The 26,602-nt window shown below is 66.9% G+C and carries 26 protein-coding genes; 16 read left to right on the top strand and 10 right to left on the bottom strand.

Annotated features, from left to right (window positions below; genetic code table 11):
* The first annotated feature begins 62 nt into the window (after positions 1-62).
* From AC5W54_RS08025 to AC5W54_RS07995, 7 genes are all read left to right on the top strand, one after another.
* Positions 63-1,142: a maleylacetate reductase gene (locus tag AC5W54_RS08025; protein ID WP_495961549.1), complete on the top strand. Its 1,080-nt coding sequence runs from the start codon at positions 63-65 to the stop codon at positions 1,140-1,142.
* Entirely contained in the window at positions 1,139-2,518 is a 1,380-nt protein-coding gene (locus AC5W54_RS08020; protein WP_495961548.1) for an amidohydrolase family protein, read from the top strand. The genes AC5W54_RS08025 and AC5W54_RS08020 overlap by 4 nt, the downstream gene beginning before the upstream one ends.
* Complete coding sequence (locus AC5W54_RS08015; protein WP_495961547.1) at positions 2,515-3,450, top strand: NAD(P)-dependent oxidoreductase; 936 nt, start codon at positions 2,515-2,517, stop codon at positions 3,448-3,450. Before AC5W54_RS08020 ends, AC5W54_RS08015 begins: the two co-directional genes overlap by 4 nt.
* Positions 3,451-3,454: 4 nt before the next feature.
* On the top strand, positions 3,455-4,318 hold the full coding sequence (locus tag AC5W54_RS08010; protein ID WP_495961546.1) for an intradiol ring-cleavage dioxygenase: 864 nt from the start codon (positions 3,455-3,457) through the stop codon (positions 4,316-4,318).
* 77 nt (positions 4,319-4,395) lie between these two features.
* Positions 4,396-4,986: a malonic semialdehyde reductase gene (locus tag AC5W54_RS08005; protein WP_495961545.1), complete on the top strand. Its 591-nt coding sequence runs from the start codon at positions 4,396-4,398 to the stop codon at positions 4,984-4,986.
* A 130-nt stretch (positions 4,987-5,116) separates the two neighbouring features.
* Positions 5,117-5,854, top strand: a complete 738-nt coding sequence (locus AC5W54_RS08000; protein WP_495961544.1) for a sulfite exporter TauE/SafE family protein — start codon at positions 5,117-5,119, stop codon at positions 5,852-5,854.
* Between the two features lie 79 nt (positions 5,855-5,933).
* Positions 5,934-7,706 (top strand): ABC transporter substrate-binding protein, encoded by a 1,773-nt coding sequence (locus AC5W54_RS07995; RefSeq protein ID WP_495961543.1) that lies wholly within the window; start codon positions 5,934-5,936, stop codon positions 7,704-7,706.
* A gap of 25 nt (positions 7,707-7,731) precedes the next feature.
* Here the strand turns inward: AC5W54_RS07995 and AC5W54_RS07990 are convergent, their stop codons facing one another.
* From AC5W54_RS07990 to AC5W54_RS07970, 5 genes are all read right to left on the bottom strand, one after another.
* A complete protein-coding gene (locus AC5W54_RS07990) occupies positions 7,732-8,538 on the bottom strand; it encodes an SDR family NAD(P)-dependent oxidoreductase (protein WP_495961542.1) in 807 nt (268 codons plus the stop codon).
* Between the two features lie 318 nt (positions 8,539-8,856).
* Entirely contained in the window at positions 8,857-9,519 is a 663-nt protein-coding gene (locus tag AC5W54_RS07985; RefSeq protein WP_495961541.1) for an HAD family hydrolase, read from the bottom strand.
* Positions 9,520-9,593: 74 nt separating this feature from the next.
* Entirely contained in the window at positions 9,594-11,096 is a 1,503-nt protein-coding gene (locus AC5W54_RS07980) for a tripartite tricarboxylate transporter permease (protein ID WP_495961540.1), read from the bottom strand.
* A 15-nt stretch (positions 11,097-11,111) separates the two neighbouring features.
* Positions 11,112-11,588, bottom strand: coding sequence for a tripartite tricarboxylate transporter TctB family protein (locus tag AC5W54_RS07975; RefSeq protein WP_495961539.1), 477 nt, complete (start codon positions 11,586-11,588; stop codon positions 11,112-11,114).
* A gap of 69 nt (positions 11,589-11,657) precedes the next feature.
* Complete coding sequence (locus tag AC5W54_RS07970) at positions 11,658-12,665, bottom strand: tripartite tricarboxylate transporter substrate binding protein (RefSeq protein WP_495961538.1); 1,008 nt, start codon at positions 12,663-12,665, stop codon at positions 11,658-11,660.
* Between the two features lie 443 nt (positions 12,666-13,108).
* Between AC5W54_RS07970 and AC5W54_RS07965 the strand changes: the two genes are divergently transcribed.
* From AC5W54_RS07965 to AC5W54_RS07925, 9 genes are all read left to right on the top strand, one after another.
* Positions 13,109-14,953: a bifunctional sugar phosphate isomerase/epimerase/4-hydroxyphenylpyruvate dioxygenase family protein gene (locus AC5W54_RS07965; protein WP_495961537.1), complete on the top strand. Its 1,845-nt coding sequence runs from the start codon at positions 13,109-13,111 to the stop codon at positions 14,951-14,953.
* Between the two features lie 21 nt (positions 14,954-14,974).
* Positions 14,975-15,841 (top strand): shikimate dehydrogenase family protein, encoded by an 867-nt coding sequence (locus AC5W54_RS07960; protein WP_495961536.1) that lies wholly within the window; start codon positions 14,975-14,977, stop codon positions 15,839-15,841.
* Entirely contained in the window at positions 15,838-16,287 is a 450-nt protein-coding gene (aroQ, locus tag AC5W54_RS07955) for a type II 3-dehydroquinate dehydratase (RefSeq protein WP_495961535.1), read from the top strand. Before AC5W54_RS07960 ends, aroQ begins: the two co-directional genes overlap by 4 nt.
* A 148-nt stretch (positions 16,288-16,435) precedes the next feature.
* On the top strand, positions 16,436-16,609 hold the full coding sequence (gene napE, locus AC5W54_RS07950; protein ID WP_495961534.1) for a periplasmic nitrate reductase, NapE protein: 174 nt from the start codon (positions 16,436-16,438) through the stop codon (positions 16,607-16,609).
* A 15-nt stretch (positions 16,610-16,624) separates the two neighbouring features.
* On the top strand, positions 16,625-17,143 hold the full coding sequence (gene napF, locus AC5W54_RS07945; RefSeq protein WP_495961533.1) for a ferredoxin-type protein NapF: 519 nt from the start codon (positions 16,625-16,627) through the stop codon (positions 17,141-17,143).
* Complete coding sequence (locus tag AC5W54_RS07940; RefSeq protein ID WP_495961532.1) at positions 17,133-17,414, top strand: chaperone NapD; 282 nt, start codon at positions 17,133-17,135, stop codon at positions 17,412-17,414. Before napF ends, AC5W54_RS07940 begins: the two co-directional genes overlap by 11 nt.
* Positions 17,411-19,915 carry a nitrate reductase catalytic subunit NapA gene (napA, locus tag AC5W54_RS07935; RefSeq protein ID WP_495961531.1) on the top strand — a complete coding sequence of 835 codons (2,505 nt, stop codon included), beginning with the start codon at positions 17,411-17,413 and terminating at the stop codon, positions 19,913-19,915. The genes AC5W54_RS07940 and napA overlap by 4 nt, the downstream gene beginning before the upstream one ends.
* A gap of 24 nt (positions 19,916-19,939) precedes the next feature.
* A complete protein-coding gene (locus tag AC5W54_RS07930) occupies positions 19,940-20,425 on the top strand; it encodes a nitrate reductase cytochrome c-type subunit (RefSeq protein ID WP_102629531.1) in 486 nt (161 codons plus the stop codon).
* Positions 20,422-21,063: a NapC/NirT family cytochrome c gene (locus AC5W54_RS07925; protein WP_102629530.1), complete on the top strand. Its 642-nt coding sequence runs from the start codon at positions 20,422-20,424 to the stop codon at positions 21,061-21,063. The genes AC5W54_RS07930 and AC5W54_RS07925 overlap by 4 nt, the downstream gene beginning before the upstream one ends.
* A gap of 21 nt (positions 21,064-21,084) precedes the next feature.
* Here the strand turns inward: AC5W54_RS07925 and AC5W54_RS07920 are convergent, their stop codons facing one another.
* The 5 genes from AC5W54_RS07920 to AC5W54_RS07900 all read right to left on the bottom strand — a co-directional run bounded on the left by AC5W54_RS07920 (position 21,085) and on the right by AC5W54_RS07900 (position 26,558).
* Positions 21,085-21,978: a DMT family transporter gene (locus AC5W54_RS07920; RefSeq protein WP_495961530.1), complete on the bottom strand. Its 894-nt coding sequence runs from the start codon at positions 21,976-21,978 to the stop codon at positions 21,085-21,087.
* 56 nt (positions 21,979-22,034) lie between these two features.
* The gene (locus tag AC5W54_RS07915; protein WP_495961529.1) at positions 22,035-22,871 is read right to left on the bottom strand and encodes a sugar phosphate isomerase/epimerase family protein; all 837 of its coding nucleotides are present in this window, start codon (positions 22,869-22,871) and stop codon (positions 22,035-22,037) included.
* On the bottom strand, positions 22,864-24,606 hold the full coding sequence (locus tag AC5W54_RS07910) for an FAD-dependent oxidoreductase (protein WP_495961528.1): 1,743 nt from the start codon (positions 24,604-24,606) through the stop codon (positions 22,864-22,866). The genes AC5W54_RS07915 and AC5W54_RS07910 overlap by 8 nt, the downstream gene beginning before the upstream one ends.
* Before the next feature lie 138 nt (positions 24,607-24,744).
* The gene (locus AC5W54_RS07905; protein ID WP_495961527.1) at positions 24,745-25,701 is read right to left on the bottom strand and encodes an AEC family transporter; all 957 of its coding nucleotides are present in this window, start codon (positions 25,699-25,701) and stop codon (positions 24,745-24,747) included.
* 77 nt (positions 25,702-25,778) lie between these two features.
* Entirely contained in the window at positions 25,779-26,558 is a 780-nt protein-coding gene (locus tag AC5W54_RS07900) for an IclR family transcriptional regulator (protein ID WP_495961526.1), read from the bottom strand.
* Positions 26,559-26,602 lie beyond the last annotated feature (44 nt).

Here is a 26,602-nt window from a genome sequence, read left to right as displayed (position 1 = left end):
CGCCGCCACCCCGGCGCCCGGTGGGGCGTCGACATGCATCTTCAACGTCTGAGGAAAGACCCATGCAATCCTTTGTCTATCATGGCCTGCCATCCCGGGTGGTATTCGGCCAGGGGACCCTGTCGCGCCTCGCCGAGGAGATCGAGCAACTCGGTTGCCGTCGAGCTTTGGTGCTGGCCACCCCCCATCAGCAGGAACAGGCACGCGCGGTGCTGGGGCAGCTCGGGGAGCGCGGAGCTGGCCTGTATGCCGAGGCGGCCATGCACACGCCGGTGGAGGTCACCGAGCGTGCCATGCGGGTGGTCGAGGAACTGGGGGTCGATTGCACCGTGGCCATCGGTGGCGGTTCGACCATTGGCCTGGGCAAGGCCATTGCGTTGCGCACCGGGCTGCCCCAGGTGGCCATCCCCACCACCTATGCCGGCTCCGAGATGACGCCGATCCTCGGCGAGACCCGCGACGGCATCAAGACCACCCAGCGCACCCTGGAGGTGCTGCCCGAGACGGTGATCTACGACGTCGACCTGACTCTCTCGCTGCCCGCGGGGATGTCCGGCACCAGCGGCATCAATGCGATTGCCCATGCGGTGGAGGCGCTCTACGCCCGCGACCGCAACCCGGTGATCTCGCTGAAGGCCGAGGAGGGCATCGCCGCGCTGGCCCGCAGCCTGCCGGTGATCGCCGCCGATCCTGGCAACGCCGAAGCGCGCGCCGATGCCCTCTATGGCGCCTGGCTGTGCGGTACCTGCCTGGGGTCGGTGGGCATGGCGCTGCACCACAAGCTCTGCCACACCCTGGGCGGTTCCTTCGACCTGCCCCATGCCGAGACCCACACCATCGTGTTGCCCCATGCGGTGGCCTACAACGCCCCGGCGGCCCCCGAGGCGATGTCGCGCATCGCCCGGGCGCTGGGCTGTGAGGATCCCGCCGCCGGCCTCTTCGACCTGGCCCGGGCGGTAGGCGCGCCCACGGCACTGGAGGAGATCGGCCTCAAGCCGGGGGACGTCGAGCGCGCCACCGAGATCGCCACCCGGAATCCCTACTGGAACCCCCGTGAGGTCGAGGCCGAGGGCATCCATCGCCTGCTGAGCCATGCCCTGGTCGGCCAACGGCCGGCGAGCGAGGAGGGAGTCATCTCATGAAGAGACTGCTGACCCATGCCACCGCGATCACCATGGATCCCGAGCTCGGCGACCTGCACGATGGCCAGGTGCTGGTCGAGGGCGACCGGATCCTGGCCGTGGGCCATGACCTGGCTTCCGAGGGAGCCGAGGTCATCGACTGCCGCGGCGGCATCCTGATCCCCGGGCTGGTCAACGCGCACATGCATACCTGGCAGACCGCCCTGCGCGGGGTGGCCGCCAACTGGACGCTGCTCGAGTACTTTCGCCATGTCCACCGCGGCCTGGCGACGCTCTTCACCCCCGACGATATCCATATCGCCACCCGCATGGGGGCGCTCAATCAGCTCAACTGCGGCACCACCACCCTGGGTGACTGGTGCCACAACAACCCCACCCCCGAGCATACCGATGCGGCGGTGCGCGGGCTCAAGGAGTCCGGTATCCGGGCGCTGTTCTTCCACGGCTCGCCCAAGCCGGATCCCAAGCCGGGGCAGCCCCACTTCAGCGAGATCCCCCACCCCCGTGGCGAGGTCGAGCGGCTGCTCGAGGGAGAACTCGCTGACCCCGAGGGGCGCGTCACCCTGGGGCTGGCCATCCTGGGTCCCCACTATTCGACCCTCGAGGTCAGCCTGCAGGACTTCGCCCTGGCCAAGGAGTTCGGCCTGGTCGCCTCCATGCACCAGGGCGGCGGCGAGGCCGTCAGCCCCGGCGGCTGGGACGTGATCGAGGCGCGGGGGCTGCTGGGGCCGGACATCAACATCGTGCATGGGCAGAGCCTCACCGACGGGCAGCTGGCGCGCTTCTGCGCGCAGGGGGTGACCTTCTCCATCGCCCCGGAGAACGAGATGACCCAGGGGCATGGCTTTCCGATCACCGGCCACGTTCGCCGCCACGGCGGCGTGGTCTCCCTGGGGGTGGATCTGGAGTCGGTCATCTCCGGCGACATGTTCACGGTGGCCCGCATGGCGCTGGGCATGCAGCGCTCGCTGGACAACGATGCCTCGCGGCGCGAGCGGGGCAGCATTCCCGACACCTCGACCATCCGCACCCGCGAGGCGTTGCAGTGGATCACCGTCGACGGTGCCCGCGCCCTGGGCCTGGAGGCGCGCATCGGCAGCCTGACGCCGGGCAAGCAGGCCGACATCGTGCTGCTGGATAGCGGCCTGCTGAACATGCAGCCGGTCAGCGACCCGGTCTCGACCGTGGTCATGCAGGCGAGTCTCGCCAACGTCGACAGCGTCATGGTGGCGGGGGAGTTCCACAAGCGAAACGGCAGGTTGCTGGCGGACGTGGCGGAGGGCGTCAGGCATCTCGACGCCTCCGGACAGCGTATCCATGGCGAACTGATGTCACGGGAACAGGCATCCCGCGCACAAGGGGAGACAGTCCAATGAGTACGACAAGCCCAACGAACACGGCAAGCCGGGTGGCCTGGATCGGCCTCGGCAAGCTGGGCCTGCCCATGGCCGCGCGGATCGCCGCGGCAGGGTATCCCGTCCAGGGGTTCGACCTCAGCGCCGAGCGGATGGCGCTCGCCGAGCAGGCCGGCATCACCCCTCATCCGGCCCTGGCCGCCGCCGTCGAGGCGTGCCGCCTGGTCTTCGTCTCGATTCCCGATGACCGGGCGCTGCTGAGCCTGACCCTGGGGGCGGATGGGCTGATCGAGGCGATGGCCCCGGGCAGCGTGCTGATCGAGACCAGCACCGTCAGCATCGAGGCCTCCGCCAGGGTGGCCGAGGCCGCCGAGGGGCGGGGCATCGCCTATCTGCGCAGCCCGGTGTCGGGAAACCCCGTCGCCGCCGAGTCCGGCACCCTGTCGGCCATGGTCTCCGGCCCGCGCGAGGCGCTGGAGGAGGCCGTGCCGGTGATGGCCACCTTCACCAAGGCCCAGTACTGGCTCGGTGACGAGGAGCAGGCGCGCTACGCCAAGCTGGCGATCAACCTGATGATCGCGGTGAGCGCGGGAATGATGGGCGAGGCCCTGGCGATGGCCCGCAAGGGCAACATCGGCTGGGAGGCGATGCTGGACCTGATGGCCGACAGCGCCGTCGGCTCGCCGATGGTCAAGTACAAGACCCAGCCGCTGAAGGATCGCGACTTCACCTCCACCTTCTCGGCCGCCCAGATGGCCAAGGACCTGGACCTGATCCTCGACTGTGCCCACGGCGACGGTGTCGCCGTGCCCCTGGCCGCCCAGATGCGCGAGGCCTACAGCTCGCTGATCGGCACGGGCCACGGCGAGGACGACTATATCGCCACGATCCACCACACCGAGCGCCTCTCCGGGCTGCCGGCCATCGAGAGCGCCTCCGGCGCCAGGGGATGACGAGATGCGAAACCTGAATGCCGTGAACATCACGGATGCCGTGATCGAGCAGTTCGCCGGCTGTCGTGACGAGCGCCTGAAGCAGGTGCTCAACAGCCTGGTCACCCACCTGCACGCCTTCATCCGTGACGTGGAGCCCACCGAGCAGGAGTGGACCCAGGCCATCGACTTCCTGACCCGCACCGGCCAGATGTGCGACGACACGCGCCAGGAGTTCATCCTGCTCTCCGACACCCTGGGCGTCACCATGCTGGTCGACGCCATCAATCACCACACCTCGGACCCCATGGTCTCGGAGAGCACGGTGCTGGGACCCTTCTATGTGGCCGACCCGCCCCAGGCCGCCCGGGGCGATGCGATCGACTGGAACGTCGAGGGGGAGCCCTTCTTCGTGGAGGGGCGGGTGCACGACGAGCGCGGTGAGCCACTGGCCAATGTCGTCGTCGATGTCTGGCAATCGGACAGCGAAGGGTTCTACGACGTCCAGAAGGAGCTCGAGGGGGCCTCGCTGCGGGCCAGGTTCACCACCGATGACCAGGGGCGCTACGCCTTCTGGACGGTGACCCCCTCGCCCTACCCGATCCCCACCGACGGCCCGGTCGGCAAGATGCTGGAAGTCACCGGCCGGCACCCTTATCGGCCCGCCCATGTGCACTTCATGCTGATGGCCGAGGGCTACGAGACCCTGGTGACCCAGGTCTTCGCCGAGGACGACCCCTATCTCGACTCCGACGCCGTCTTCGGTGTCAAGGACTCTCTGGTCAGGGAATACGAGCTGCTGCCACCGGGGCAGGCACCGGATGGACGGTCGATGGAAGTCCCCTTCCGCCATCTGACATACGACTTCGGCCTGAAGGCGGGCCGCTAGACGCATCGCAAGACGAAACCATTCAGCAAGACGAAACCATCCAGCAAGACGAAACCATCCAGCAAGAGGAAAGCGACATGACGGTCATCGACAACACTGCGGTCGAGAGCCTGTTCACCGAGGCACGTACCCACAACGTGTGGAAGGATCAGGATGTCAGCGAGGCGAAGCTGCGCGAGTTGTATCACCTGCTGCATTTCGGTCCTACCTCCATGAACTGCCAGCCCCTTCGCGTGCTGTTCCTGAAGAGCGAGGCGGCCAAGGAGCGGCTCAAGCCGGCCCTGCTTCCCGGTAACCAGGAGAAGACCATGAAGGCGCCCGTGGTGGCCTTACTGGGCTACGACACCGAATTCTACCAGCACCTTCCCCGAATGTTTTCACACAACAAGGATGCCAAGTCGCTGTTCGAGGGCAAGACGGATTTCATCAATACCACGGCCTTCCGCAACAGCTCCATCCAGGGTGGCTACTTCATTCTTGCCGCCCGTGCGGTAGGGCTGAATGCCGGGCCGATGTCCGGCTTCAACAATGCGGCGGTGGATGAGGAGTTCTTCCCCGATGGCCAGGTAAAGAGCAACTTCCTCTGCAATCTGGGGTACGGCGATGCCTCGGCACTCTTCCCGCGCCAGGATCGCTTCACGTTCGAGGAAGTTTGCGAAGTCCTGTGATCCCGTCTCCCGGGGGGCGACTCCCGGATGCCCCATGAGGCATTCCACTCATGGGAGGCAATGCCATCCTCCGGTTGGGCCGTGATCGCCACGGCCCCTTTTTGTATCTGGTCAAAGAGCAGGGGCCTGCATGGTGTACGACTGGCAGTTCATCGTGTTGATGATCACCGCCGTGCTGATTACCGGCATCTCGAAATCGGGCTTCGCCGGCGGCGTCGGGGTGGTGGCGGTGCCGCTGATCTCACTGAAGGCCAGCCCGGCCTTCGCCGTGGCCGTCATGCTGCCGCTGCTGATCGTGATGGATCTGTTCAGCCTCAAGGCCTGGTGGCGCCACCACGTCGGTTCGCTGCTGTGGCTGATGTTTCCCCCGGCGGTGCTGGGGGTGGCGGTCGGCTACCTGACCTATGGCCGCTTCGATGAGGCCCTGCTGAAGGTGCTGCTGGGGGTGTTCTCGATCCTCTTCGGCCTGTGGGGACTGCTCAAGCCCTTCCGCGGCCGGGTCCTGCCCACCTGGGTCGGCGGACTGAGTGGCGGCATCGCCGGCTTTACCAGCTTCATCGCCCATGCCGGGGGGCCGCCGCTCAACTTCTACCTGCTGCAGCGCCGGCTCACCCGGGAGCAGTTCCTCGCCACCGCGGTGGTCTTCCTGGCCGCCACCAACCTGGTCAAGCTGGTGCCCTACGGCATGCTCGGCCTGCTGAATGTCGAGAACCTCACCATCGCGCTGCTGCTGATCCCGGTGGCCTGGCTGGGGGTGCGCCTGGGGCTGGTCATACAGAAGCGGCTGAGCGGCGAGCTCTTCTTCCGGATCATCCTGAGCTTGCTGATCCTGCTGGGTGTTCGGCTGATCGCCGACGGCTGGGGATAGCCGCGTTGGCGTCGCGTTTGCCGCCGGGCGTGAGGCGGCGCTATCTTGGTGCATCACCTTGTCCCTGCCCGAGGCGAACATGAGCGACCTCCCCGACGAGAGCCATCCGGAGGGCCCCTATGACAGGCTGTCGCCGAGACCGATGCCGAAGCTCTCCAATACCGAGTTCGCCCGCTTCCTCGACTTCATCGAGAAGTTCGAGGACGAGACCGAACACGCGCTCTCCATGGCCAACGGCTACCGGGAGATGCGCATGATGCTCCACCTCATGCGCAACCACCTGGCCGGCCGATTGACGACGCCCACCTCCCTCGCGGATGCCTCGGGGCTCTCCTACGGTACCGCCAAGCGCGGGATCGAGAGCGTTGTCAAGCGCGGGCTGATCCTGACACGCCCCAGGACGAAATCGGGCAAGACCGTCTCGCTGCACCCCTCGCCCATGATGATCGAGGAGTGGGAGGCCTATGCGCACCGGATCAAGGGCCTCCTGGGGCCCCTGTTCGGGGTGGATCCGGCGTCGGATTCCGGTCGCCGCATCTTCCTCGGCGCGGCCTCGACGGGCCGCGTGATCTCGACGCCGGCGGTACTCTCGGCGCGACTCGAACTGAAGGGGGGACTGCGTGCACTGGTCCATGCCGACCCCACCTTCATGGCGATGCACAACCTGAAGCGGCAACTGGAATCGATCTTCGGCCTGGAGATCAGGAACAAGGCCAGGTCGATCGACGGCCTGCTCGAGGAGATCCTCGACAATGCCCGGCTGGCGAAGTCGCGTTATGACCTCGTGGCCTGTGACCTTCCCTGGTTCGGGGAGCTGGCGTCGAAGGGGATGCTGATGCCGCTCGATTCGCTGATAGAACGGGACGCTTACGACCTGTCCGATTTCCATGCCGTCGCCATCCAGAGTTCCCGCTATGCGGGCAACCAGTACGGCATTCCGGTCCAGACGACACCGGAACTGCTCTGTTACCGGAAGGATATCCTCGAGCGAGCACAGCTGGCGCCTCCGACGACGACCGAGGAACTGGTCAAGGTGGCCAGGCGACTCCATGACCCCGCCAGGGGGCAATACGGCATCGCCTGGAACGCCGCGCGCGGCACGCCGCTGGGCCATACCTTCAGTTTCCTGATGGCCAAGTTCGGCCAGCCGATCATCAACCTGCGCCCCTGTGAGGGTGGCTATGACTTCCAGCAGGCGTCCGGGGAGGAGCTGCGGCCGATGTTCCTGTCGGATGCCGCCTTCCGGGCCTGCGAGTATATGCTGGATATCCTGAAATACTCGCCACCCAATATCCTCAACATGGCGTGGTACGAGCGTGCCCAGTCCTATGCCGCCGGCGAATCCTGCATGGCCTACTGCTATACGCTGCTGGCGCCGCTCATCGAGTTCGATCGCCAGTCACCGGCCTGGGGAAAGACGGGTTACCTGCCGCATCCGATCGGCAACCATGGCCGTCCGATCACCCCGATCGGGGGCTATGCGCTGGCCATTCCGTCAAATCTCTCGGAGGAGCGGATCGAGGACGCCTGGACGGCCCTTCGCCACCTGACCTCGCCCAACATGTCCAAGCTCTATATCCTGAACGGTACCCTGGTGACCCCACGCTTCAGCGTCAGCCAGGACCCGGAGGTCTCGGCATTGTCGCCATTGATCGAGATCGTGGATGACATGGCGAGACAGGACATCCTGCAGGCCTGGCCGCGGCCTCCCGTTCCGGGTATCACGGACCTGATCAGCATCGCCGGACACGAGATCTTCGAGGTGCTGGACGGGCGGCGCTCCATCAAGAAGGCCCTGTCCTTGGCGCAGGACAGGGCCGACCGGGTGATGCGCGACAGGGGGTTCTACTGAGCCACCCGCCGAGTTGCCGGTGGCATCACTGCATGATCATGCCGCCGTCGATCATCAGCAGCTGGCCGGTCATGTAGTCCGACTCGGGGCTGGCCAGGAAGGAGGCCGTGCCGACCACATCTTCCGGGTAGGAGTAGCGCTTCATCAGGATCATCTTCTCGGCGAGCTCATCCATGGACTGGCCCTGCTTGTCGAACTTGCCGATGCTGACCAGATCCTTGTCGAGCTGTTCCCACAGCTCGGTGCGCACCACACCGGGGCCGTAGCCGTTGACGGTGATGTTGTGATCGACCAGCGCCTTAGCGCCACCGTTGATCATGGCCAGGACGGCGTGCTTGCTGCAGGCGTAGGGCACCACGTCATCGAAGGCCTGACGGGACAGGATGGAGCCGACATTGAGGATCTTGTAGGGACCGTTCTCCTTGCCCTGCTCGATCATCTGCCTGGCGGCTTCCTGCATGCCGATCAGACACCCCAGTGCATTCACATCCATGATCTGGTGCCAGTTCTCCTCGGTGATATCGAGGAACATCAGCGGCTTGTTGATGCCGGCGTTGTTGACCATGACATTGAGGCTGCCGAAGGCCTCGACGGTGGCCTGAATTGCCGCCTTCATCTGCTCACGCTCCGTGACGTTGAGCTTGACCGCGATGGCCTTGCCGCCGTCCCTTGCGTTGATGCGCTTGGCCACTTCCTCGCAGCCCTCGATGTTCAGGTCGGCCACGCAGACATTGGCACCCTGCGCGGCATAATGCTCGGCGACAGCGGCACCCATGCCACGTGCGGCGCCGGTGATCAGGCAGTTCTTTCCCTCGAGACGAGTCTGGTCCATGGTGTCACCCCCTGGTGTTGTTGTGGAAGAGTCAACGGCAAGAAGGCCGTGTGGTTTCCGGGTTCTGTTTGTCAGGCATCGAACCTGAAAGGCAGTGCTCCCGTGCTGTGCTACTGCGGGAACAGTCAGGCAACGAATCGGTTGTCTCTGCCTTGCAGAACCACATTGTCTGCATGGGCGTGGGGAAGTGACAGTTGGCATGTCAGCCATTCTGGCCAGATTGGATGTTTTGATGAGGAGGCTTCCATCGAGCGATTGCCGGCGTACCGGACCTTGTCGGCAATGACGTACCCGAAGCAGGTGATCCAGAACGGTGGCTCAGAGCCTCGCCAGCGCGTCTTCCAGACCGCGCAGGTCCTCCGTGGTGACCGTGTCATCGGGAAAGGGGGAGGTGGTCGGGTCGGCGGTCACGCCGACGAAGAGCGTGGCATTGGAGCGGGCCGCCCGGTAGTCGTTGTAGGAGTCGCCGATCATCACCGCGTCGCGGGCGGCATGCCGGTGGCGGGCCAGCAGGTTGCGCAGAGCGGTGACCTTGTCCGGCGGCGCCCCGATCACCTCGCGGAAATAGCCGGCCAGGCCGCGGCGCGCGACGATCGTCCGGAGCTCGGGCTCGGGGGTGGCGGAGAGCAGGTAGAGCGGCAGGTGGCCCTGCCAGCGTGCCAGGAACTCGAGCGCGCCGGGAATCGCCGGGGCGTCCAGCAGGCGCTGCTCCACGCTCGCCTTGAAGTGGGCGCAGAGCGCCTGGATGCGGGCCTCGCCGGCCTGGCGGCCGAGGATGTGGCCCTCGATGTGGCGGAACTTGACCTCCCGCGGCTGGCCGCCGCGGCGGTTGAGGTAGGCGACCACGGCGCGGCGGCTCTCCTCCGGTTCGTCGGCATAGAGGTCGGCGAAGGCCTGGCGCTTGAGGCTGGCCGAATCGAGGATGACCCCGTCGAAGTCGAAGACCAGGGCCCGGTCGTACCGGGCACAGGGGGCACTCAAGGGCATTCTCCACATCCTGCCTGAAAACGAGAACGCGGCCCGCCGGGCCGCGTCGTTGCCTGTCGGCTCGGTATTCAGTTTCGCGCGAACCTGGCCGTGAGCCAACCCTTGAGCGGGGTGTTGCCGAGCAGCACCAGGACGATCACCGTGGTCAGCACGAGCGACAGCGGATTGGCCACCAGCGCCAGCAGGAAGTCGCTACTGCTGTCGCCCACCGAGGACATCGCTTGGCGATAGGTCTCGTCGAGCAGCGGACCGAGGATCACGCCGAGGATGATTGGTCCCATCTGGAAGCCGTACACCTTGAGCCAGTAGCCCAGGATGCCGAAGCCGAGCATCCAGTAGACCTCCATCATGTTGCTGTTGATCGAGTAGGTGCCGACCACGCAGAGCACCAGGATCAGGGGAATCAGGATGGCCTTGGGGATTTCGACCACCTTGGAGAAGACCTTGATGCCGGTCATGCCGAAGATCAGCAGGAAGATGTTGGCCAGCGCGAGGTTACCGACAGTGAACCAGAAGATATGGGGGGTCTCGATCATCAACATCGGCCCTGGATTGAGGCCGTGGATGACCAGGGCGCCGATGATCACCGCGGTCACGGCATCGCCCGGCATGCCCAGCGTCAGCATGGGCACGTAGGCGCCACCCACGGCGGCGTTGTTGGCGGTCTCCGGCGCCACCAGCCCCTCGTAGGCACCCTCGCCGAACGGGCTCGAGGGATGCTTGACGGTGCGCTTGGCGTGATCATAGGCGAACAGCGAGGCGATGTCGCCGCCGGTGCCGGGCAGGGCGCCGACCACGACGCCGATGATGGAGGTGCGGATCGACAGTGGCAGGAACTTCAGCACCATGTTCAGCGGCGGAATGATCTTGTCGACGTTCTGCTTGACCGGCACCTTGGCCATGTTGTGCAGCTGATAGAAGGCCTCGGCCACGCCGAACAGGCCGATCATCACCACTACATAGTGGATGCCGCCGAGCAGCTCCATGCTGCCCAGGGTCAGGCGCGGCTGGGCGGTGACCATGTCCATGCCTACCAGGCCGATGGTGGACCCCAGCGCCACGGAGAAGATGCCCCGCGCCAACGACTTGCCGGAGAGCGTGCTGACCAGCAGCAGGCCCATGATGGCGATCAGGAAATAATCGCGGGGGGCGAACTGCAAGGCCAGATCGGAGAGATAGGGGGCGGTGCCGGCCAGCACGGCCACACCGATGAAGCCACCGATCACCGACATCACGGTGCTCAGGCCGATGGCGCGACCGGCCTCGCCGCGCTGGGCAAGGGGATAGCCGTCGAAGGCGGTGACCACCGCCGAGGGCGCCCCGGGAATGTTGAGCAGGATGGCCGTGCGCGAGCCACCGTAGACGCCGCCGACGTAGATGCCCACCATCAGCGCCAGGGCATTGTTGATGTCCCAGGAGAAGGTGAAGGAGATCAGGATCGACACCGCCATGGTCACGGAGAGACCGGGGATGGCGCCGATATAGATGCCGGCCAGTACGCCCAGGGCGGTCAGGCTCAGCAGGCCCGGGTCCAGCCAGGCCATGAGCAGAAAGGAAAACGTATCACTCATCGGGAGCCTCGAGGATCAGGGGAGGTAGACGCGGAAGACCAGGGTGAACAGCCCATAGATCACGGCAATGGCCGCGGAGGTGATGATCAGCGAGCTGATGATCTTGCCCTGGCGGAAGTAGATGAACAGTGCCGCGAGGAAGACGAAGGTGCTGACGTAGAAGCTCGCCCAGACGATGGCGGCCAGGTAGAGCACGGCGACGACCGAGAAGATCACGATATGCGGCTGGAAGTGTTCGTGCAGGAACACCTCGGCCTCGTGTCGGGCGCTGCGGATGCGCGGGTCGCGCCGCTTGCGGCGGTGGCTGACGAGGATGGCCACGGAAGAGGCCAGCATCACCATGGCCAGCCCGACCGGGAAGGAACCGGCCGCATTGAGCCGCAGTTCGCCATCGATCCGGAAGGCCTCGATCAGCACGCCGATGCTGAACAGCATCAGCAGCCAGTCGAAGGCCTTCTCGCCGGCCTGGACTCTCTCGATTTTCTTGCTCATGACCAGACTCCAAGGGGCGAGAGGCAGCAGTGCCCCTCTCCCCTTGTTACGGGTGGATATTGACGGCGATCAGGGGCGCGGAATACCGAGCTCTTCCGGCGACACCTTGACCGTTTCTGCTTCGGCTTCGTGCATGGACCAGGCGGTGATGGACTGCCAGTTGTCCAGGTACGCCTGGGCTTCCTCGCCGTTCAGGTTGAGCGGCTGGCCGCCGAAGTTCTCGAGGAATTCCTGGAACTCGTCGCTGGCCACGGCCTGTTCATAGGCGTCTTCCAGGGTGGCCTTGATGTCGTCCGGAGTGTCCTGATGGACGAAGACCCCCCAGAACGGGCCCCACGGCAGGAAGGCCTCGATATCCGGGAGTGCCTCGGTGATGGGCGGCACCCCCGGCAGTGACTCGAGTTCCGCGTCGGTCAGCACGGCCAGGCCCTTGAGACGGCCGCCACGGATCTGCTCGGCGACGGCCGAGAGGCTCAGCGGCATGAAGTCGATGTGCTCGCCGAGCAGCGCCGTCACGCCGGGGCCATCGCCACCGAAGGTCACGTCGCGCACCTCGAGCTCGTCCACGGCATTGATCATGGCATGCACGGTGCTGGGCAGGCCGCCGGCGCCGGTGCCGCCCATGCGCAGCTCGCCCGGATTCTCCCTGGCGTACTCCATCAGTTCGGCGAAGGTGTCGAAGGGGCTGTTCGGATGGGCGGCGATCACCACCAGGCCCTGGCCGATGATGTTGACGGCATGCATGTCGTCATAGGTGAAGTCGGCCAGGCCCATCAGCGGGTAGAGCTGCGGGTTCTCGGCACCGTAGAGCAGGTTGTAGCCGTCGGCACGCTGGCGCATCACGTGGTTCATGCCGATCACGCCGGTGCCGCCGGGGCGGTTGGTCAGCACGATGGTGGTGTCGAGGATCTCCTCGACATGGGGGGTCAGGCTGCGGGCGACGTTGTCGGTGGCGCCGCCGGCCCCCCACTGGATGGTGCCCTGGATGTTGCGCTCCGGATAGTCGGCGACAGCGCTACCGGCGATAGCCAGTGAGCCGATGGCCACGGCGAGACTGGTGAGAAGCGGTTTGAACATACTGGATCCTCCGGGGTGTGTTTGTTGTGATCGCTGCCCGGGTCGGGCAGCGGCCCCTCTCTGGTGGAGGGGCTGTTGGGCAAACGATGTTCGCTTGTCGAACGTAAGTGCTAGTAGCGAACACTAGAACTCCCTTCCAGTAGTGTCAATGGGGATGTGGCCATCTACGACGAAGGTTGAAGGCCTGGAAGGGGCGAGACCGGGTACCGGCGGGCGCGGCGGCCTTCCGGGCGGGGCAGGACCAGCGTGTCCTTCTATAGTAGTCGTCAGTGACCGTGATGGCCGTCATCGTGCATCTTGCGAACTAGCGGTCGCTATGCGAACATCGAAACCGAGTTCTAGATAATGTGGCCCAGGTCCGGATGCCGGTCGCCACGTCACAAGAGGAGACCCGGGTCGGCCAGGTTGGCTGACCGGTCCCGCGGTACCTTGGGAGAATGAGGATGCGTGCCATTGCGACGGTCTGCCTGAGCGGCGACCTCAGGACCAAGCTGGAAGCCATCGCCCGTGCCGGCTTCGATGGCGTGGAGATCTTCGAGAATGACCTGCTCTCCTTCGACGGCTCCCCGGAGGAGGTGCGTGAGCTGTGCGAACGGTTGCAGCTGAAGGTCGTCGCCTTCCAACCGTTCCGCGACTTCGAGGCCATGCCCGAGCCCCAGCGCAGCCGTAACCTGCAACGTGCCGAGCGCAAGTTCGATCTCATGGCACAGCTCGGCACCGATTTCCTGCTGGTGTGCAGCAACGTCTCGCCCCAGGCCGTCGACGACATGGATCTGGCCGCGGCGGACCTGCGGGAACTGGCCGAGCGTGCCGCCAGGCGGGGCATTCGCGTCGGCTTCGAGGCACTGGCCTGGGGGCGGCACATCTCCGATTATCGCGATGCCTGGGAGGTGGTGCGGCGCGCCGATCACCCCAGCCTGGGCGTGGTGCTCGACAGCTTTCATATCCTCTCGCGGCGCCACGACCTTTCCGCCATCGGCAAGATTCCCAGGGAGAAGATCTTCTTCGTCCAGGTCGCCGATGCCCCGCTGCTGGACATGGACATCCTGCAGTGGAGCCGCCATTTCCGCTGCTTCCCGGGGCAGGGGCGCCTGCCGCTCGAGGCGTTCATGGCGGCGCTGGCGAAGTCCGGCTATGACGGTCCGCTGTCGCTGGAGATCTTCAGCGATGCCTTCCGCGCCGCCCCCACCGAGGTCACCGCGCTGGACGGCCTGCGTTCGCTGATCCTGCTCGAGAACCTGATCGAGGACGGGCCCTGGGCCAGCCATATTCCCCCGGCACCCCGCTACAACGGCATCCATTTCATCGAATTCACCCTCGACGAGGAGAGCGCCGCGCCCCTGGGCGAGTTCATCGACGCCCTGGGCTTTCGCCACGTGGGGCGCCATCGCTCCAAGGACGTGGAGCTGTGGAAGCAGGGCGAGATCCACCTGGTGCTCAACTTCGAGACCGACAGCTTCGCCCACACCTTCCGCCTGCTGCACGGCACCTCGGTGTGCGCCGTGGGCTTCCGCGTCGACGACGTGGAGCGGGCGCAGGATCGCGCCCGTGCCTTCAAGGCCCGGACCTTCCGCGGCCAGGTGGGCGAGGGCGAGATGGAGATCCCGGCGCTGCGCGGCATCGAGGGCAGCCTGATCTACCTGGTGGACGACGAGGCCGCCGCGGATCTGCAGTGGCGCACCGACTTCGAGCTCTTCGACCAGGAGAGCCGCAACGAGGCCGGCCTGACCCGGGTCGATCACCTCTCCTACGTGCTGCCGGCCACCCAGTTGCTCGGCTGGCAGCTCTTCTACCGCACCGTGTTCGGCTTCGAGGCCGAGGCCGAGCACGAGATCGTCGACCCCCGCGGCATGATGATCAGCCAGGCGGTCAACAGCCCCGATCGCAGTATCCGCCTGCCGCTGACCGTCTCCCAGGCCCAGGAGACCCAGCCGGGGCGCTTCCTCAGCGAGTTCCGTGGCGGCGTGCAGCAGCTCGCCTTCGAGAGCCGCGATATCTTCGCCACCGTGGACGAGCTGCAGGCCCGGGGCCTGCCATTGCTGCGGATTCCCCGCAACTACTACGACGACCTGGAGGCCCGCTATGGCCTCGACGAGTCCCTGCTGGAGGCGATGCGGACGCGCAACATCCTCTACGATCGCAACGACGAGGGTGAATTCTTCCACGCCTACACCGAGACCTTCTCGGGCCGCTTCTTCTTCGAGATCGTCGAACGCCGTGGTGGCTACCAGCAGTTCGGTGCGGCCAACGCCGGTATCCGTCTCGCCGCCCAGGCCGCCCAGCGCTAGCCCTTGAATCAGGAGATAACCATGCAGCTCGGTCTTATCGGCAAGGCCATCATGAACTCCAGCTCCCCGGACCTGCACGTGCGGCTCGGCCAGCTGACCGGCATCCCCACCACCTATGACCTCTTCGACGCCAACGAACAGCCCATCGTGTCGCTCGCGAGCCAGGTGAAGAAGGTGATCGACGCGGGCTATCGTGGCGTCAATGTCACCTATCCCTGGAAGGAGGAGGCGGTGAGGCTCGCGACTCGACCCAGCGAGGGGGCGCGGATGGTCGGCGCGGCCAATACCCTGGTGTTCGAGGGCGGCGAGATCATCGCCGAGAACACCGACTTCACCGGCTTCATGAGCGGCTTCCGGGCGACCCTCGGCGAACGCGAGCCGGGCCGGGTGCTCCTGATCGGCACTGGTGGGGTGGGCAAGGCGGTGGCCTTCGGCCTCGGCAAGCTCGGCGCCACGGAGGTGATCCTGATGGACCTCGATCCGGCCAAGTCGCACCAGCTGGCCGGCGAACTCCAAGCCCAGGGCTTCATGGCCTCCACCATCACGCCCGAGCGGCTCGCCGAGACGGTGCCGCGTTGCGATGGCCTGGTCAACTGCACTCCGATCGGCCACGAGAAGAGCCCCGGCTGGCCGCTGCCCAAGGAGCTGGTGGCGGCCCACCACTGGATTTTCGATGCGGTCTACGTGCCGGCGGTCACCGAGTTCGTCGCCGCGGCCAAGGCCGCCGGCGCGGCGGTGATGAGCGGCGTCAGCCTGTTCGTCTTCCAGGGCGTCGACGCCTTCAAGCTGTTCTGCGAGGATGAGGCCAAGCGCGCCGCCGCCGACGAGCAGGCCGCCACCCTCTTCGCCCACTACCGCCGCGAACTGCTGAAGGAGACCGACTCATGAGCCAGGGCAAGATACTGGTCCTGCACGGCCCCAACCTCAACCTGCTGGGGACCCGCCAACCGGAGATCTACGGCCACGAGACCCTGGACGATGTGAACAACGCTCTGCGCGAGAAGGCGGTGCTCGCTGACTGGGAGCTGAAGAGCTTCCAGAGCAACCACGAGGGCGAACTGATCGACGCCATCCACGCCGCGCGCCTCGACGGCACCCGGGCGATCATCATCAACCCGGCGGCCTACACCCACACCTCGGTGGCGATTCTCGATGCGCTCAATGCCTTCGAGGGCAAGGTCTTCGAGGTGCACATCTCCAACGTGCACCAGCGCGAGAGTTTCCGCCATCACTCCTATGTCTCGCTGCGCGCCGACGGCGTGATCGCCGGGCTCGGCACCCGGGGTTACCAGGCGGCGCTGGACGCGGTGATCGCGGCCGCGCAGCCGGCCTGAGCGACCTCTGCCTGCTGCTCCTTCCGGGCCCACCGAGCGATCGGTGGGCCCGTTGCGTGTGCGCTCGTCGTGAGCTGACAAACCGCTAATGTTGGCTACCCTGAAGGACAACGGGAGGCAATAGCCGCCATCGTGAGGGGGAGTCGCCATGGAGGAGCCGGATACCGCCGCACCGGAGGTGCGCAGGAGACAGGAGCTCAGGCTGTTCCTGTTCATCGCCATCCTGTTGTTTCCGATCCTGGCGATCGCCGTGGTCGGGGGCTACGGTTTCGCCGTCTGGATGTACCAGCTCTTCGTCGGACCGCCCGGGCCGCCGGCCTGAACCGGGGGCCATGGCATGCACAAGCCGGACAATAACAACCATCGCGGCAATGACAGCACCCGTCGCCAGTTCTTCCGTTCGCTGAGCGGACGCGGCCCCGTGCGCCGCCCGCCCTGGACCGGCGACGACTTTCTCGCGCGCTGCACGGGCTGCGCTGCCTGCATCGACGCCTGCCCGGAAAGCGTGCTGTATCGCGGTGGCGGCGGCTACCCGGAGATTCGCTTCGAGCATGAGGGTTGCTCCCTGTGTGGCGCCTGCATCGAGGCCTGCGAGGCGTCCGTCTTCGATACCGCGCGCCCGCCCTTCCCCTGGCGGGCCGAGCTCCAGTCGCACTGCCTGGCCCTCGCGAACATCCACTGCCAGAGCTGCCAGGATGCCTGCGAGTGGCGTGCCATCCGCTTTCTCCCCGAGCTCGGCCGCCCCCCGCGGCCACGAATCGACAGCGACGCCTGCACCGGCTGCGGAGCCTGCCAGGCGCTGTGCCCCACTGATGCCATCGTCATGTCCTCGCCGGAGGTGCGCCATGTCCAGTGAGCATTTGCATATCGCCAGCTTCCTGGTGCATGTGCGCCCGGACAGGCTGGCCGCGGTGGCCGGCTGGCTGTCCCGCCAGCCCGATGCCGAGCTCGGCGGCGAGGATCCTGCCGGCAAGCTGGTGGTGGTGATGGAGAGCCGCGAGGAGGGGCGCATCCTCGCCCTGATCGATGCGGTACAGCAGCGCCCCGGCGTGCTCGGGGCGGCGCTGGTCTATCACCAACTGCTCGACCCGCAGACCGCCGACGATTCCCAGGAGACCATGTCATGAAACTGACGCGTCGTGAGTTCGCCAAGGCCAATGCCCTCGCCGTTGCCGCGGCCACCGCCGGCATGACCGTACCCGCCGGCGCGAGCAACCTGATCACCAACGCCGAGCTGACCCGGATCGCCTGGAACAAGGCGCCGTGCCGCTTCTGCGGGGTGGGGTGCAGCGTGATGGTCGGCACCTATGACGGCCGCATCGTCGCCACCCACGGCGACAATCAGGCCGAGGTCAACCGCGGGCTGAACTGCGTCAAGGGCTACTTCCTGTCGAAGATCCTCTACGGCGAGGATCGCCTGCGCCAGCCGCTGCTGCGCAAGCGCAACGGCGTCTACGACAAGGACGGTGACTTCGAGCCGGTTTCCTGGGACGAGGCGCTGGACCTGATGGCCGACAAGTTCAAGGCCGCCATTCGCGAGCATGGCCCGGAGAGCGTGGCGATGTTCGGCTCGGGCCAGTGGACCATCTGGGAGGGCTATGCGGCGAGCAAGCTGTTCAAGGCCGGCCTGCGCTCCAACAACATCGACCCCAATGCCCGCCACTGCATGGCCTCGGCGGTGTTCGCCTTCATGCGCGCCTTCGGCTCCGACGAGCCCATGGGTGTCTATGACGACATCGAGCATGCCAACGCCTTCGTGCTGTGGGGCTCCAACATGGCCGAGATGCACCCGGTGCTCTGGACGCGGGTCACCGACCGGCGGCTCTCCCGTCCGGACACCCGGGTGGCGGTGCTCTCCACCTATGAGCACCGCAGCTTCGACCTGGCCGACATCCCCATGGTGATGCATCCCAACGCCGACGTGGTGATCCTCAACTACATCGCCAACCACATCATCCAGTCCGGCCGGGTCGACCGGGACTTCGTCGACCGCCACACCAACTGCGTGCGCGCCGTGGACGATATCGGCTACGGCCTGCGCGACGAGGATCCGCGGCAGCAGGCGGCCGCCAATGCCGGTGATCCCAACCGCTGGACGGAGATGAGCTTCGACGAGTTCGCCGAGCACGTCGCCGACTTCACCCTGGCGCGCGCCGCCCGGGAGTCCGGGGTCTCGGAGAGCCGGCTGGAGCAGCTCGCCGAGCTCTACGCTGATCCCGACGTCAAGGTGATGAGTTTCTGGACCATGGGGGTCAACCAGCACACCCGCGGGGTCTGGGTGAACAACCTGATCTACAATCTGCACCTGCTCACCGGCAAGATCTCCGAGCCCGGCAACAGCCCCTTCTCGCTGACTGGCCAGCCCTCGGCCTGCGGCACCGCCCGTGAGGTGGGCACCTTCTCCCACCGCTTGCCCGCCGACCGGGTGGTCACCAATCCCGAGCATCGCCGCTTCGCCGAGGAGGTCTGGAAGCTGCCCGAAGGCACCATTCCCGAGAAGGTCGGCTTCCATGCGGTCGAGCAGAGCCGGCGGCTCAAGGATGGCGACATCAAGGTCTACTGGACCCAGGTCTGCAACAACATGCAGGCGGGCCCCAACACCCAGCAGGAGACTCTGCCGGGCTGGCGTAACCCCGAGGCCTTCGTGATCGTCTCGGACATCTATCCCACGGTATCGGCCCAGTCCGCCGACCTCATCCTGCCGGCGGCGGGCTGGGTGGAGAAGGAGGGGGCCTTCGGCAACTCCGAGCGCCGCACCCAGTTCTTCCATCAACTGGTCGAGGCCCCCGGCGAGGCGCGCTCCGACCTCTGGCAACTGGTGGAGTTCTCCAAGCGCATCCGCGTCGATGAGGTGTGGCCCGAGGCGCTGCTGGAGCGAGCCCCGGAGTATCGCGACAAGACCCTGTTCGAGCTGCTCTACGCCAACGGTCAGGTGGACCGCTTCCCGCTCGCCGACATGGAGGAGGGCTATGCCAACCGGGAGGCGGAGGACTTCGGTTTCTATATCCAGAAGGGGCTGTTCGAGGAGTACGCCCGCTTCGGCCGCGGCAAGGGCAAGGACCTGGATGATTTCGATGTCTACCACCGGGTGCGCGGCAAGCGCTGGCCGGTGGTCAACGGCGAGGAGACCCTGTGGCGCTACCGCGAGGGGTTCGATCCCTATGTCCAGCCCGGCACCGGGGTGCAGTTCTATGCCAAGCCCGACGATCGGGCCCTGATCTTCGCCGTGCCGGACGAGCCCGCCCCCGAGCGGCCCGATGACGACTATCCGTTCTGGCTCTGCACCGGGCGGGTGCTGGAGCACTGGCACACCGGCTCCATGACGCGTCGGGTGCCGGAGCTGCACCGGGCGGTGCCCGAGGCACTGCTCTACCTTCACCCCGAGGACGCTCGGGAGCAGGGAATCCGGCGTGGCAGCGAGGTGCGGGTGGTGAGCCGGCGCGGCGAGGTGCGCCTGCGTGCCGAGACGCGGGGGCGTGTCAGGCCGCCTCGGGGGTTGGTCTACGTGCCCTTCTTCGACGCCAACCGGCTGATCAACAACCTGGTGCTGGATGCCACCGATCCCATCTCCAAGCAGACGGACTTCAAGAAGTGCGCGGTCCGCCTCGAACTGGTCAGCCTCGCCTGACGGCACCCGGCAAGGAGAGTGACGATGAAATGGCTCGCAATCGCAAGCGCGATGGTCGCCCTGGCCATGCTCGGCATGGGGGTGGCCGACGAGGGGCGCGATGCCTCGGCGCCGGACGGCCTGCGCCCGGGGGGCACCGTCGGCCAGAGCCTGCCGGCGCCGCCCATGGCCGGGCAGTCCCGGGAATCCGGGCGCGAGGTGCTCAACTACCCCGAGCAGCCGCCGGTGATTCCGCACAACATCCGCGACTACCAGGTGGACCTGCGCAGCAACCGCTGCCTGACCTGCCACAGTCGCGAGAACGCCGTGGACGCCGGGGCGCCCATGGTCAGCATCACCCACTTCATGGACCGCGACAAGCAGGTGCTGGCGGCGGTCTCGCCGGATCGCTACTTCTGCACCCAGTGCCATGTGCCCCAGACCGACGCCTCACCGATCGTGGGCAACACCTTCCGCACGGTGGACGAGGTGCTCACCGAGGCGCTGGAGCGTGAGGGAGGTGGGCAATGAGACGTTGGCTCTGGCGCTACTGGAGGCTCCTGACCCGCCCCAGCCTGCACTTCAGCCTGGGGTTTCTGACCCTGGGCGGCTTCATCGCCGGGGTGCTGTTCTGGGGCGGCTTCAACACCGCGCTGGAGGCCACCAACACCCAGCAGTTCTGCGTCTCCTGTCACGAGATGGAGCGCAACCCGCTGCAGGAGATGCAGGACACCATCCACTACAGCAACCGCTCCGGGGTGCGGGCCCAGTGCGCCGACTGCCACGTGCCCCACGACTGGACCCACAAGATGGCGCGCAAGATGGAGGCCTCCAAGGAGGTGTGGGGCTGGGTCTTCGGCTCGATCCGCACCGAGGAGCAGTTCGAGGCCAAGCGCCGCGTGCTGGCCGAGCGGGAGTGGGCGCGGCTCAAGGCCAACGACTCCCTGGAGTGCCGCAACTGTCACGAGTTCGAGCACATGGACTTCACCCAGCAGAGCTCGCGGGCCTCCAGGGCCCATTCCACCAGCCTGGCCAGCGGCGAGGCGACCTGCATCGACTGCCACAAGGGCATCGCCCACGAGCTGCCCGACATGGGGCCGGACTTCCAGGCCGGCAGCCCGGGGCTGCCGGGGGTCGACTCCTGGGTGGCTCACCTCGAGCGCGATTGACGAGGCGGGCTGGAACCGTCGTTAGCCGCGTCGGGTGGCGAGGAAGAGTCCTGCGCCGATGATCAGCACGGCGCCGAGGTAGGTCTCGAGCAGCGGCACGTCGCCGAAGACGAGGTGGCCCGACAGGGTGGCCCAGACGATCTGCAGGTAGAGGAAGGGCGAGACCAGCGAGGCCGGGGCGCAGCGCATGGCCAGGATCAGGCCGAGCTGGCTGACGGCGCCCAGGGTGCCGACCACCAGGAACAGGGGGATGTCGCCGAGGGCGATGGGCGACCAGAAGAAGGGCACGGCCAGGGAGCTGACCAGGGCGCCGACCAGGCCGGCATGGAACAGCGACGCCAGCGGGTGGTCGTTGCGTCCGAAGCGGCGCGTGGCGAGCTGGTAGAGCGCGAAGCAGAAGGCCATGCCGAACGGCAGCAGCGCCGCCGGCTGGGCGCGCCAGTCCACGGGGCCGACGGCGATCACCACGCCGATGAAGCCGACAGCGACCGCCGCGCCACGGGCCGGGGTCACCTTCTCCTTGAGCAGCGGGATGGCCAGCAGGGTCACCAGCAGCGGGGCGCTGAAGTTGATCACATAGACCTGGAGCAGGGGGAGTTCGCGGAAGGCCAGGAAGGCGAAGGTGCTGGCGGCGAGCAGCAGCAGGCCGCGCACGAACTGCCCGGGAAGCGACTCGACGGAGGCCATGACCGCCCGACAGCGGGGCCAGCCGAGCATCAGCAGGTAGGCGCCCAGTACCAGCATGTGACCGGCATAGCGGGCCCAGACCACCTGTACGGGCGAGTAGCTCTGGGTGAGCCACTTGACCCCGGTATCGAGCAGGGTGAACAGCAAACCGGCAGCCAGCATGAAGGCGATGCCGAGCAGGGGGCGATCGGCGGGCATAGCGGGTGCCAGCGGCGGGGACGTGGCCATGGAGTTCCCGAACGGTGGAGAGTGGGATTGATACTAGCAGGCTAATTATCTTTCTGTTAAGGGGTGTGGTCGGCTCCCAGTACCCGCCGTGCCTTCGCGAGGGCCTGGCGGGCTCGCTGCAGGGCACTGACGCCCTGCCGACGCAGCCCTTCGGTGGGGACCTCCAGGCTCAACGGGACATCACCGGGCAGGACCGCCAGCAGGGCCGGCAGGTCGGTGTCGCCGTCGCCAGGGAAGCAGCGCTCCTGACGCGCCTCGCGAAGGATCTCCGCCATGGTATCGGGGATCGGGCCGGCTACATCGCATAGCTGCGCGTAGCGCATCCACTCCCGCGGCACCCTGGCCAGGTCCTCCAGGTGGCTCCCCGAGCGGTTGAAGTGGAAGGCATCCACCAGCAGGCAGGCGTTATCATGACCGGCCACGCGGGCGGCGGAGACGATGCGGTGCGCCTGGGACAGGTTCTTGACTCCGGTCCAGGGCATGAACTCCAGGTGAGGATGCAGGCCGAGTGGCCTGGCCAGCTCGCACAGGGCGGCGAAATTGTCGACGGTGCGCGCTTCGTCGTCGTCGTTGCCGGCCACCAGCACCTCACTGGCACCCAGCTCGGCCCCCACCTCGAGTACCCGCTGGAAGTCCCTGGCCACCTCGGTCTCGGGCTTGAGCCTGAGGATCTCGATATCCAGGACACGCAGGCCGGTGTCCGCGAGTCGCCGTCGGGTGCGTGCGAGCAGGCCGCGGTCGGTTGCCAGGGGGAAGTGATTTTCCTCCGGCGTGGCGGGAATCACGCGCAGGCCGACACCGTCATAGCCGGCACGGGCCGCCACCTCGACCAGCTCGGGGGGCGACAGCTCGAGTACGGTCAGAGCGGCCAGGGAGAAGGTGCGGTCATGCATTGGCGTTCTCGCTGGTTGTCTCGGGTGAGCCGGTATCGCGCTGGCCGGCGGCGTGCAGGCCGGCGATATGGCCGAAGGTCATGGCCGGGCCGAGGTTGATGCCGCCGGCCGGGTAGTAGCCGCCCATGATGCTGGCCATGTCGGTGCCGGCGGCGTAGAGGCCGGCGATGGGCCGGTCCCGGGCATCGAGCACCTGGGCGTGGGCGTTGGTCTTGAGGCCGGCGAAGGTGCCGAAGCAGCCGGGGACCACCTTCACCGCGTAGAAGGGGCCCTGGTCCAGGGGGGCCACACAGGGGTTGGGGCCATGGGCCGGGTCGCCGTTCTTGCGGTTGTAGGGAGTGGCGCCGCGGCCGAACTCGGGATCCTCGCCCTGGGCTGCGTGGCGGTTGTAGTCGGCCACGGCGGCCGCGAGGCCGTCCGCATCGATACCGCACGCTCGCGCCAGCTCGGCGAGCGTCCTGCCGCGCTTGAGATAGCCCTTACGGATCCAGTGCTTGAAGGGCACCGGCGCCGGGCGGGTGATACCGAGGCCGTAGCGGCGTTGGAAGCGGTGAGTGCAGACCAGCCAGGAGCAGACCTCCTCGCCCTCCGGTACCGCCTTGACCATGGCGTCCACGTAGTCGTAGTAGCCGCCGGCCTCGTTGACGAAGCGCCTGCCACTCTTCAGCACGCCGATGAGGCCGGGCTTGGCGCGGTCGATGATATGCGGGAAGTGGCCAACCCGGCCGTCCCGGTAGGGCACCAGCGACACCGGCGCCCAGGCCACCGGCGAGTGGAGGCTGGTGTCCACCACGCCGCCCGCCGACTCGCCGAGGCGCAGGCCGTCGCCGCTGGCCGAGGGCGGCGGCAGCGGCCAGTGCTCCTGGCCGGTGGGGGTGCGCGGGAAGAGCTCCCGGCGGCGTTCGATGTCCCAGGGGAAGCCGCCGGCGGCCAGCACCACGCCGCGCCGCGCGTTGAGGGTCACCTCGCCGTCCCGGGTTTCCACCACCACGCCGGAGACCCGCTCGTCTCCCTGGATCAGGCGTCTGGCCGGTGAGGAGACCCAGGTCTCGACGCTCAGCTCGTCGGCGGACTTGGCCAGCCGGCCGGTCAGGGCCACGCCGTTGACCAGCTGCATGGCACGGCCGTAACGGGCCAGGTCATAGAGGTGCCGGGTGACGCGTTTCATCACATGGAGGAAAGACGTGAAGGAACGGGTGACGGTCAGGAAGGCCATCAGGTCCGGCCCGGCCTGGATCGGCATGCCCAGGAAGGCGGTCTCGGGCATGGTCGTGCGCAGCTTCTTCAGGGTGTGGCGATCCAGCTCACGGGCGTCGAAGGGCGCGGCGATCACCGAGCGACCGCCGGTGCCGGCCCCGGGGGTGTCGCCGTGGATATCGGCGATGGCGTTGCCGTCGGCGAACTGCAGGGCGGTCTTGTCGTGGAAGAAGGCGACCATCCGCGGCGCGGCGTCGAGGAAGGCGTCGATCTTCGCCGCGTCGTACCGCTCGCCCAGCTCGTGACGCAGGTAGGTACGCACCGTCTCCGGGGCCTCGTCGATGCCGGCCGCCTTGGCGAGCGGGTTGAGCGGGGCCCACATCCAGCCGCCGGACCAGGCGGTGGCGCCGCCCAGGGTGTCGGCCTTCTCCACCATCGCCACCTCGAGGCCCTGGTAGGCGGCGGTGACGGCGGCGGAGAGGCCGGCGGCACCGGAGCCCACCACCACCAGGTCGTAGTCGTGCTGCGTGTCGGCCATGCCGGACCCTCACTGGAACCGTGTTCCAAAACAATCTAGAACATCATTCCAGTTTTTGCAATGGCCAGACGGATATCTCGGCACGTCGCTGAGGGGGCGCGCCCGAGAGATCCGCGGTCATGGCCCTACATCGGCGAGCTAGCTGGTCGGCAGCAGACCATAGCCCTTCATCAGCCAGATGCTCAGGCTCAGGGTAAAAAAAGCCGTTAATGTGCCGGCCATCAAGGCGGCGGCGCTGACCCCGGCCATGCCGTAGCGCTGGCCGAGCAGTGGATAGATGCTGATCATGGGGGCGCAGGCGAACAGCAGAGCACCGGATAGCCACATTGGGTCCATTGGCGGCATCAGCAGGAAGAGGCCAAGCACCGCCAGGGGATGCAGAACCAGCTTGCCGATGACGATCTGGCCGACGTCGTTCACCATGCCGCGCACCTGGAGGCCGAACAGGGTACCGCCGATCACGAACAGCGCGGCTGGGCCGGCGGCATTGGCCAGCATGTCGACGACCTCGGCCAGGGGGCGCGGCAGGGTGGTCTCGGTCACCGCCAGCAGCAGGCCCAGTGCCAGGCCGATCAGGATGGGGTTGCGCACCAGGCGCACGAAGGTCTTGCGGGCCACCGTGACGATACCGGTGCCGCTCTGGCGGCCTGCTTCGGCGAGGATCAGTGCCGCCGGGATGATCAACAGGTTCTCGATCACCATGTTGAGGGCCAGCAGGACCGCCGCCGGCGAGGCGCCGAGCACCATGGCGGCCACGGGATAGCCGATGAAGCCACTGTTCGAGGCGGCCATGCCCAGGGCGTGCATGGCGCCCTCGCTGAGTGATTTCCCTTGCAAGCCCAGGGTCAGCAACAGGGCGAAGGCGAACACCGCCACCGAGCCCAGCCCATAGGCCAGCAGGTAGTGGGGCTGGAGGACCTCGTCGAGGGGGTTCTGGGTCAGGGCCCGGATCACCAGGGCCGGCAGGGCGAAGTAGAGCACGAAGGTGGCCACACCCTGCATCTGTTCCCGATTCACCAGCCGGGTGCCCATGGCCAGGTAGCCGGCCCCGATCAGCAGGAAGATCGGCGTGGTGATGGCGAGTATCTCGAGCATGCGGGCCTCCGTGCCATGAGCGCCACGCCGGACCGAGACTGTGCCCCGGCCCGGCCGCGTTCAGCGAGTGTGACGGGTCAGGTGAAGAGCTGTGAGGTGGGCGTGGCCTGGGAGAGCTCCTCGGCGGCGGTCACCAGCGCCGGGCCCAATGCCTTCACCCGCTCGGCGTCGAGGCGCACGCTGGGGCCAGCGATGCTCAGCACCCCCTGGGGATGGCCATCCAGGGGGTGGCGCACCAGGGCCGCCATGGCGGCGGTGCCCGGGCCCATGCTGTCGTGGGTCCAGCTGTAGCCGCGTTCGCGGGCCTGGCGCAGGTGTTCGAGAAGTGATTCCTTGCTGCGCGGGGCATTGGGGCCGAGTGGGTGGTCGGTCTCCATGCCCTGGGCGTCTACCAGGGACAGGGCCTCCTCGTCGCTCAGCGCGGCCAGCCAGGCGTGGCCGCTGGCGGTGCAGAACAGCGGCGCCTCCTTGCCCATGTCGGGGTCGTAGCGCAGGCCGCTGCGCGCCCCCTGGGCCTTGGCGATCCAGGTCAGTCGGTTGCCCTCGATCACCGAGAGGCGCACCAGCTCGCCGCTCTCTTCGGCCAGGCGATCGAGAATCGGCTGGACGATGTCGCTGGCGCCGGTGCTGGAGAGGTAGCGGAAGCCCAGGGCCACCAGGCGCGTGGTCAACTGGTAGCGCTGGCTGGCCGGGTCCTGGCGCACATGGCCCAGGCGAATCAGCTCATTGCAGATGCGGTGTGCCGCGCTCTTGGGAATGCCCAGGCGCTCGGCGACGACCAGCAGAGGCAGGCCGTTGGCGTCTTCGGAGAGGGCTTCCAGCACCCCCAGGGTGCGTTCGATCAGGCTGCCCGCCATGGTGAACTCTCGTCGTGGGAAAGCTTGATTCTAGAATCTTGTTC

It is taken from the genome of Halomonas sp. LMYGS-3, assembly GCF_059509875.1.
This window is presented reverse-complemented; position numbering and strand designations above follow the sequence as displayed.

Coding starts and splice junctions, on each gene's coding strand:
- AC5W54_RS08025 (WP_495961549.1), top strand. CDS start 63: ATGCAATCCTTTGTCTATCATGGCCTGCCATCCCGGGTGGTATTCGGC.
- AC5W54_RS08020 (WP_495961548.1), top strand. CDS start 1,139: ATGAAGAGACTGCTGACCCATGCCACCGCGATCACCATGGATCCCGAG.
- AC5W54_RS08015 (WP_495961547.1), top strand. CDS start 2,515: ATGAGTACGACAAGCCCAACGAACACGGCAAGCCGGGTGGCCTGGATC.
- AC5W54_RS08010 (WP_495961546.1), top strand. CDS start 3,455: ATGCGAAACCTGAATGCCGTGAACATCACGGATGCCGTGATCGAGCAG.
- AC5W54_RS08005 (WP_495961545.1), top strand. CDS start 4,396: ATGACGGTCATCGACAACACTGCGGTCGAGAGCCTGTTCACCGAGGCA.
- AC5W54_RS08000 (WP_495961544.1), top strand. CDS start 5,117: ATGGTGTACGACTGGCAGTTCATCGTGTTGATGATCACCGCCGTGCTG.
- AC5W54_RS07995 (WP_495961543.1), top strand. CDS start 5,934: ATGAGCGACCTCCCCGACGAGAGCCATCCGGAGGGCCCCTATGACAGG.
- AC5W54_RS07990 (WP_495961542.1), bottom strand. CDS start 8,538: ATGGACCAGACTCGTCTCGAGGGAAAGAACTGCCTGATCACCGGCGCC.
- AC5W54_RS07980 (WP_495961540.1), bottom strand. CDS start 11,096: ATGAGTGATACGTTTTCCTTTCTGCTCATGGCCTGGCTGGACCCGGGC.
- AC5W54_RS07975 (WP_495961539.1), bottom strand. CDS start 11,588: ATGAGCAAGAAAATCGAGAGAGTCCAGGCCGGCGAGAAGGCCTTCGAC.
- AC5W54_RS07970 (WP_495961538.1), bottom strand. CDS start 12,665: ATGTTCAAACCGCTTCTCACCAGTCTCGCCGTGGCCATCGGCTCACTG.
- AC5W54_RS07965 (WP_495961537.1), top strand. CDS start 13,109: ATGCGTGCCATTGCGACGGTCTGCCTGAGCGGCGACCTCAGGACCAAG.
- AC5W54_RS07960 (WP_495961536.1), top strand. CDS start 14,975: ATGCAGCTCGGTCTTATCGGCAAGGCCATCATGAACTCCAGCTCCCCG.
- aroQ (WP_495961535.1), top strand. CDS start 15,838: ATGAGCCAGGGCAAGATACTGGTCCTGCACGGCCCCAACCTCAACCTG.
- napE (WP_495961534.1), top strand. CDS start 16,436: ATGGAGGAGCCGGATACCGCCGCACCGGAGGTGCGCAGGAGACAGGAG.
- napF (WP_495961533.1), top strand. CDS start 16,625: ATGCACAAGCCGGACAATAACAACCATCGCGGCAATGACAGCACCCGT.
- AC5W54_RS07940 (WP_495961532.1), top strand. CDS start 17,133: ATGTCCAGTGAGCATTTGCATATCGCCAGCTTCCTGGTGCATGTGCGC.
- napA (WP_495961531.1), top strand. CDS start 17,411: ATGAAACTGACGCGTCGTGAGTTCGCCAAGGCCAATGCCCTCGCCGTT.
- AC5W54_RS07930 (WP_102629531.1), top strand. CDS start 19,940: ATGAAATGGCTCGCAATCGCAAGCGCGATGGTCGCCCTGGCCATGCTC.
- AC5W54_RS07925 (WP_102629530.1), top strand. CDS start 20,422: ATGAGACGTTGGCTCTGGCGCTACTGGAGGCTCCTGACCCGCCCCAGC.
- AC5W54_RS07920 (WP_495961530.1), bottom strand. CDS start 21,978: ATGGCCACGTCCCCGCCGCTGGCACCCGCTATGCCCGCCGATCGCCCC.
- AC5W54_RS07915 (WP_495961529.1), bottom strand. CDS start 22,871: ATGCATGACCGCACCTTCTCCCTGGCCGCTCTGACCGTACTCGAGCTG.
- AC5W54_RS07910 (WP_495961528.1), bottom strand. CDS start 24,606: ATGGCCGACACGCAGCACGACTACGACCTGGTGGTGGTGGGCTCCGGT.
- AC5W54_RS07905 (WP_495961527.1), bottom strand. CDS start 25,701: ATGCTCGAGATACTCGCCATCACCACGCCGATCTTCCTGCTGATCGGG.
- AC5W54_RS07900 (WP_495961526.1), bottom strand. CDS start 26,558: ATGGCGGGCAGCCTGATCGAACGCACCCTGGGGGTGCTGGAAGCCCTC.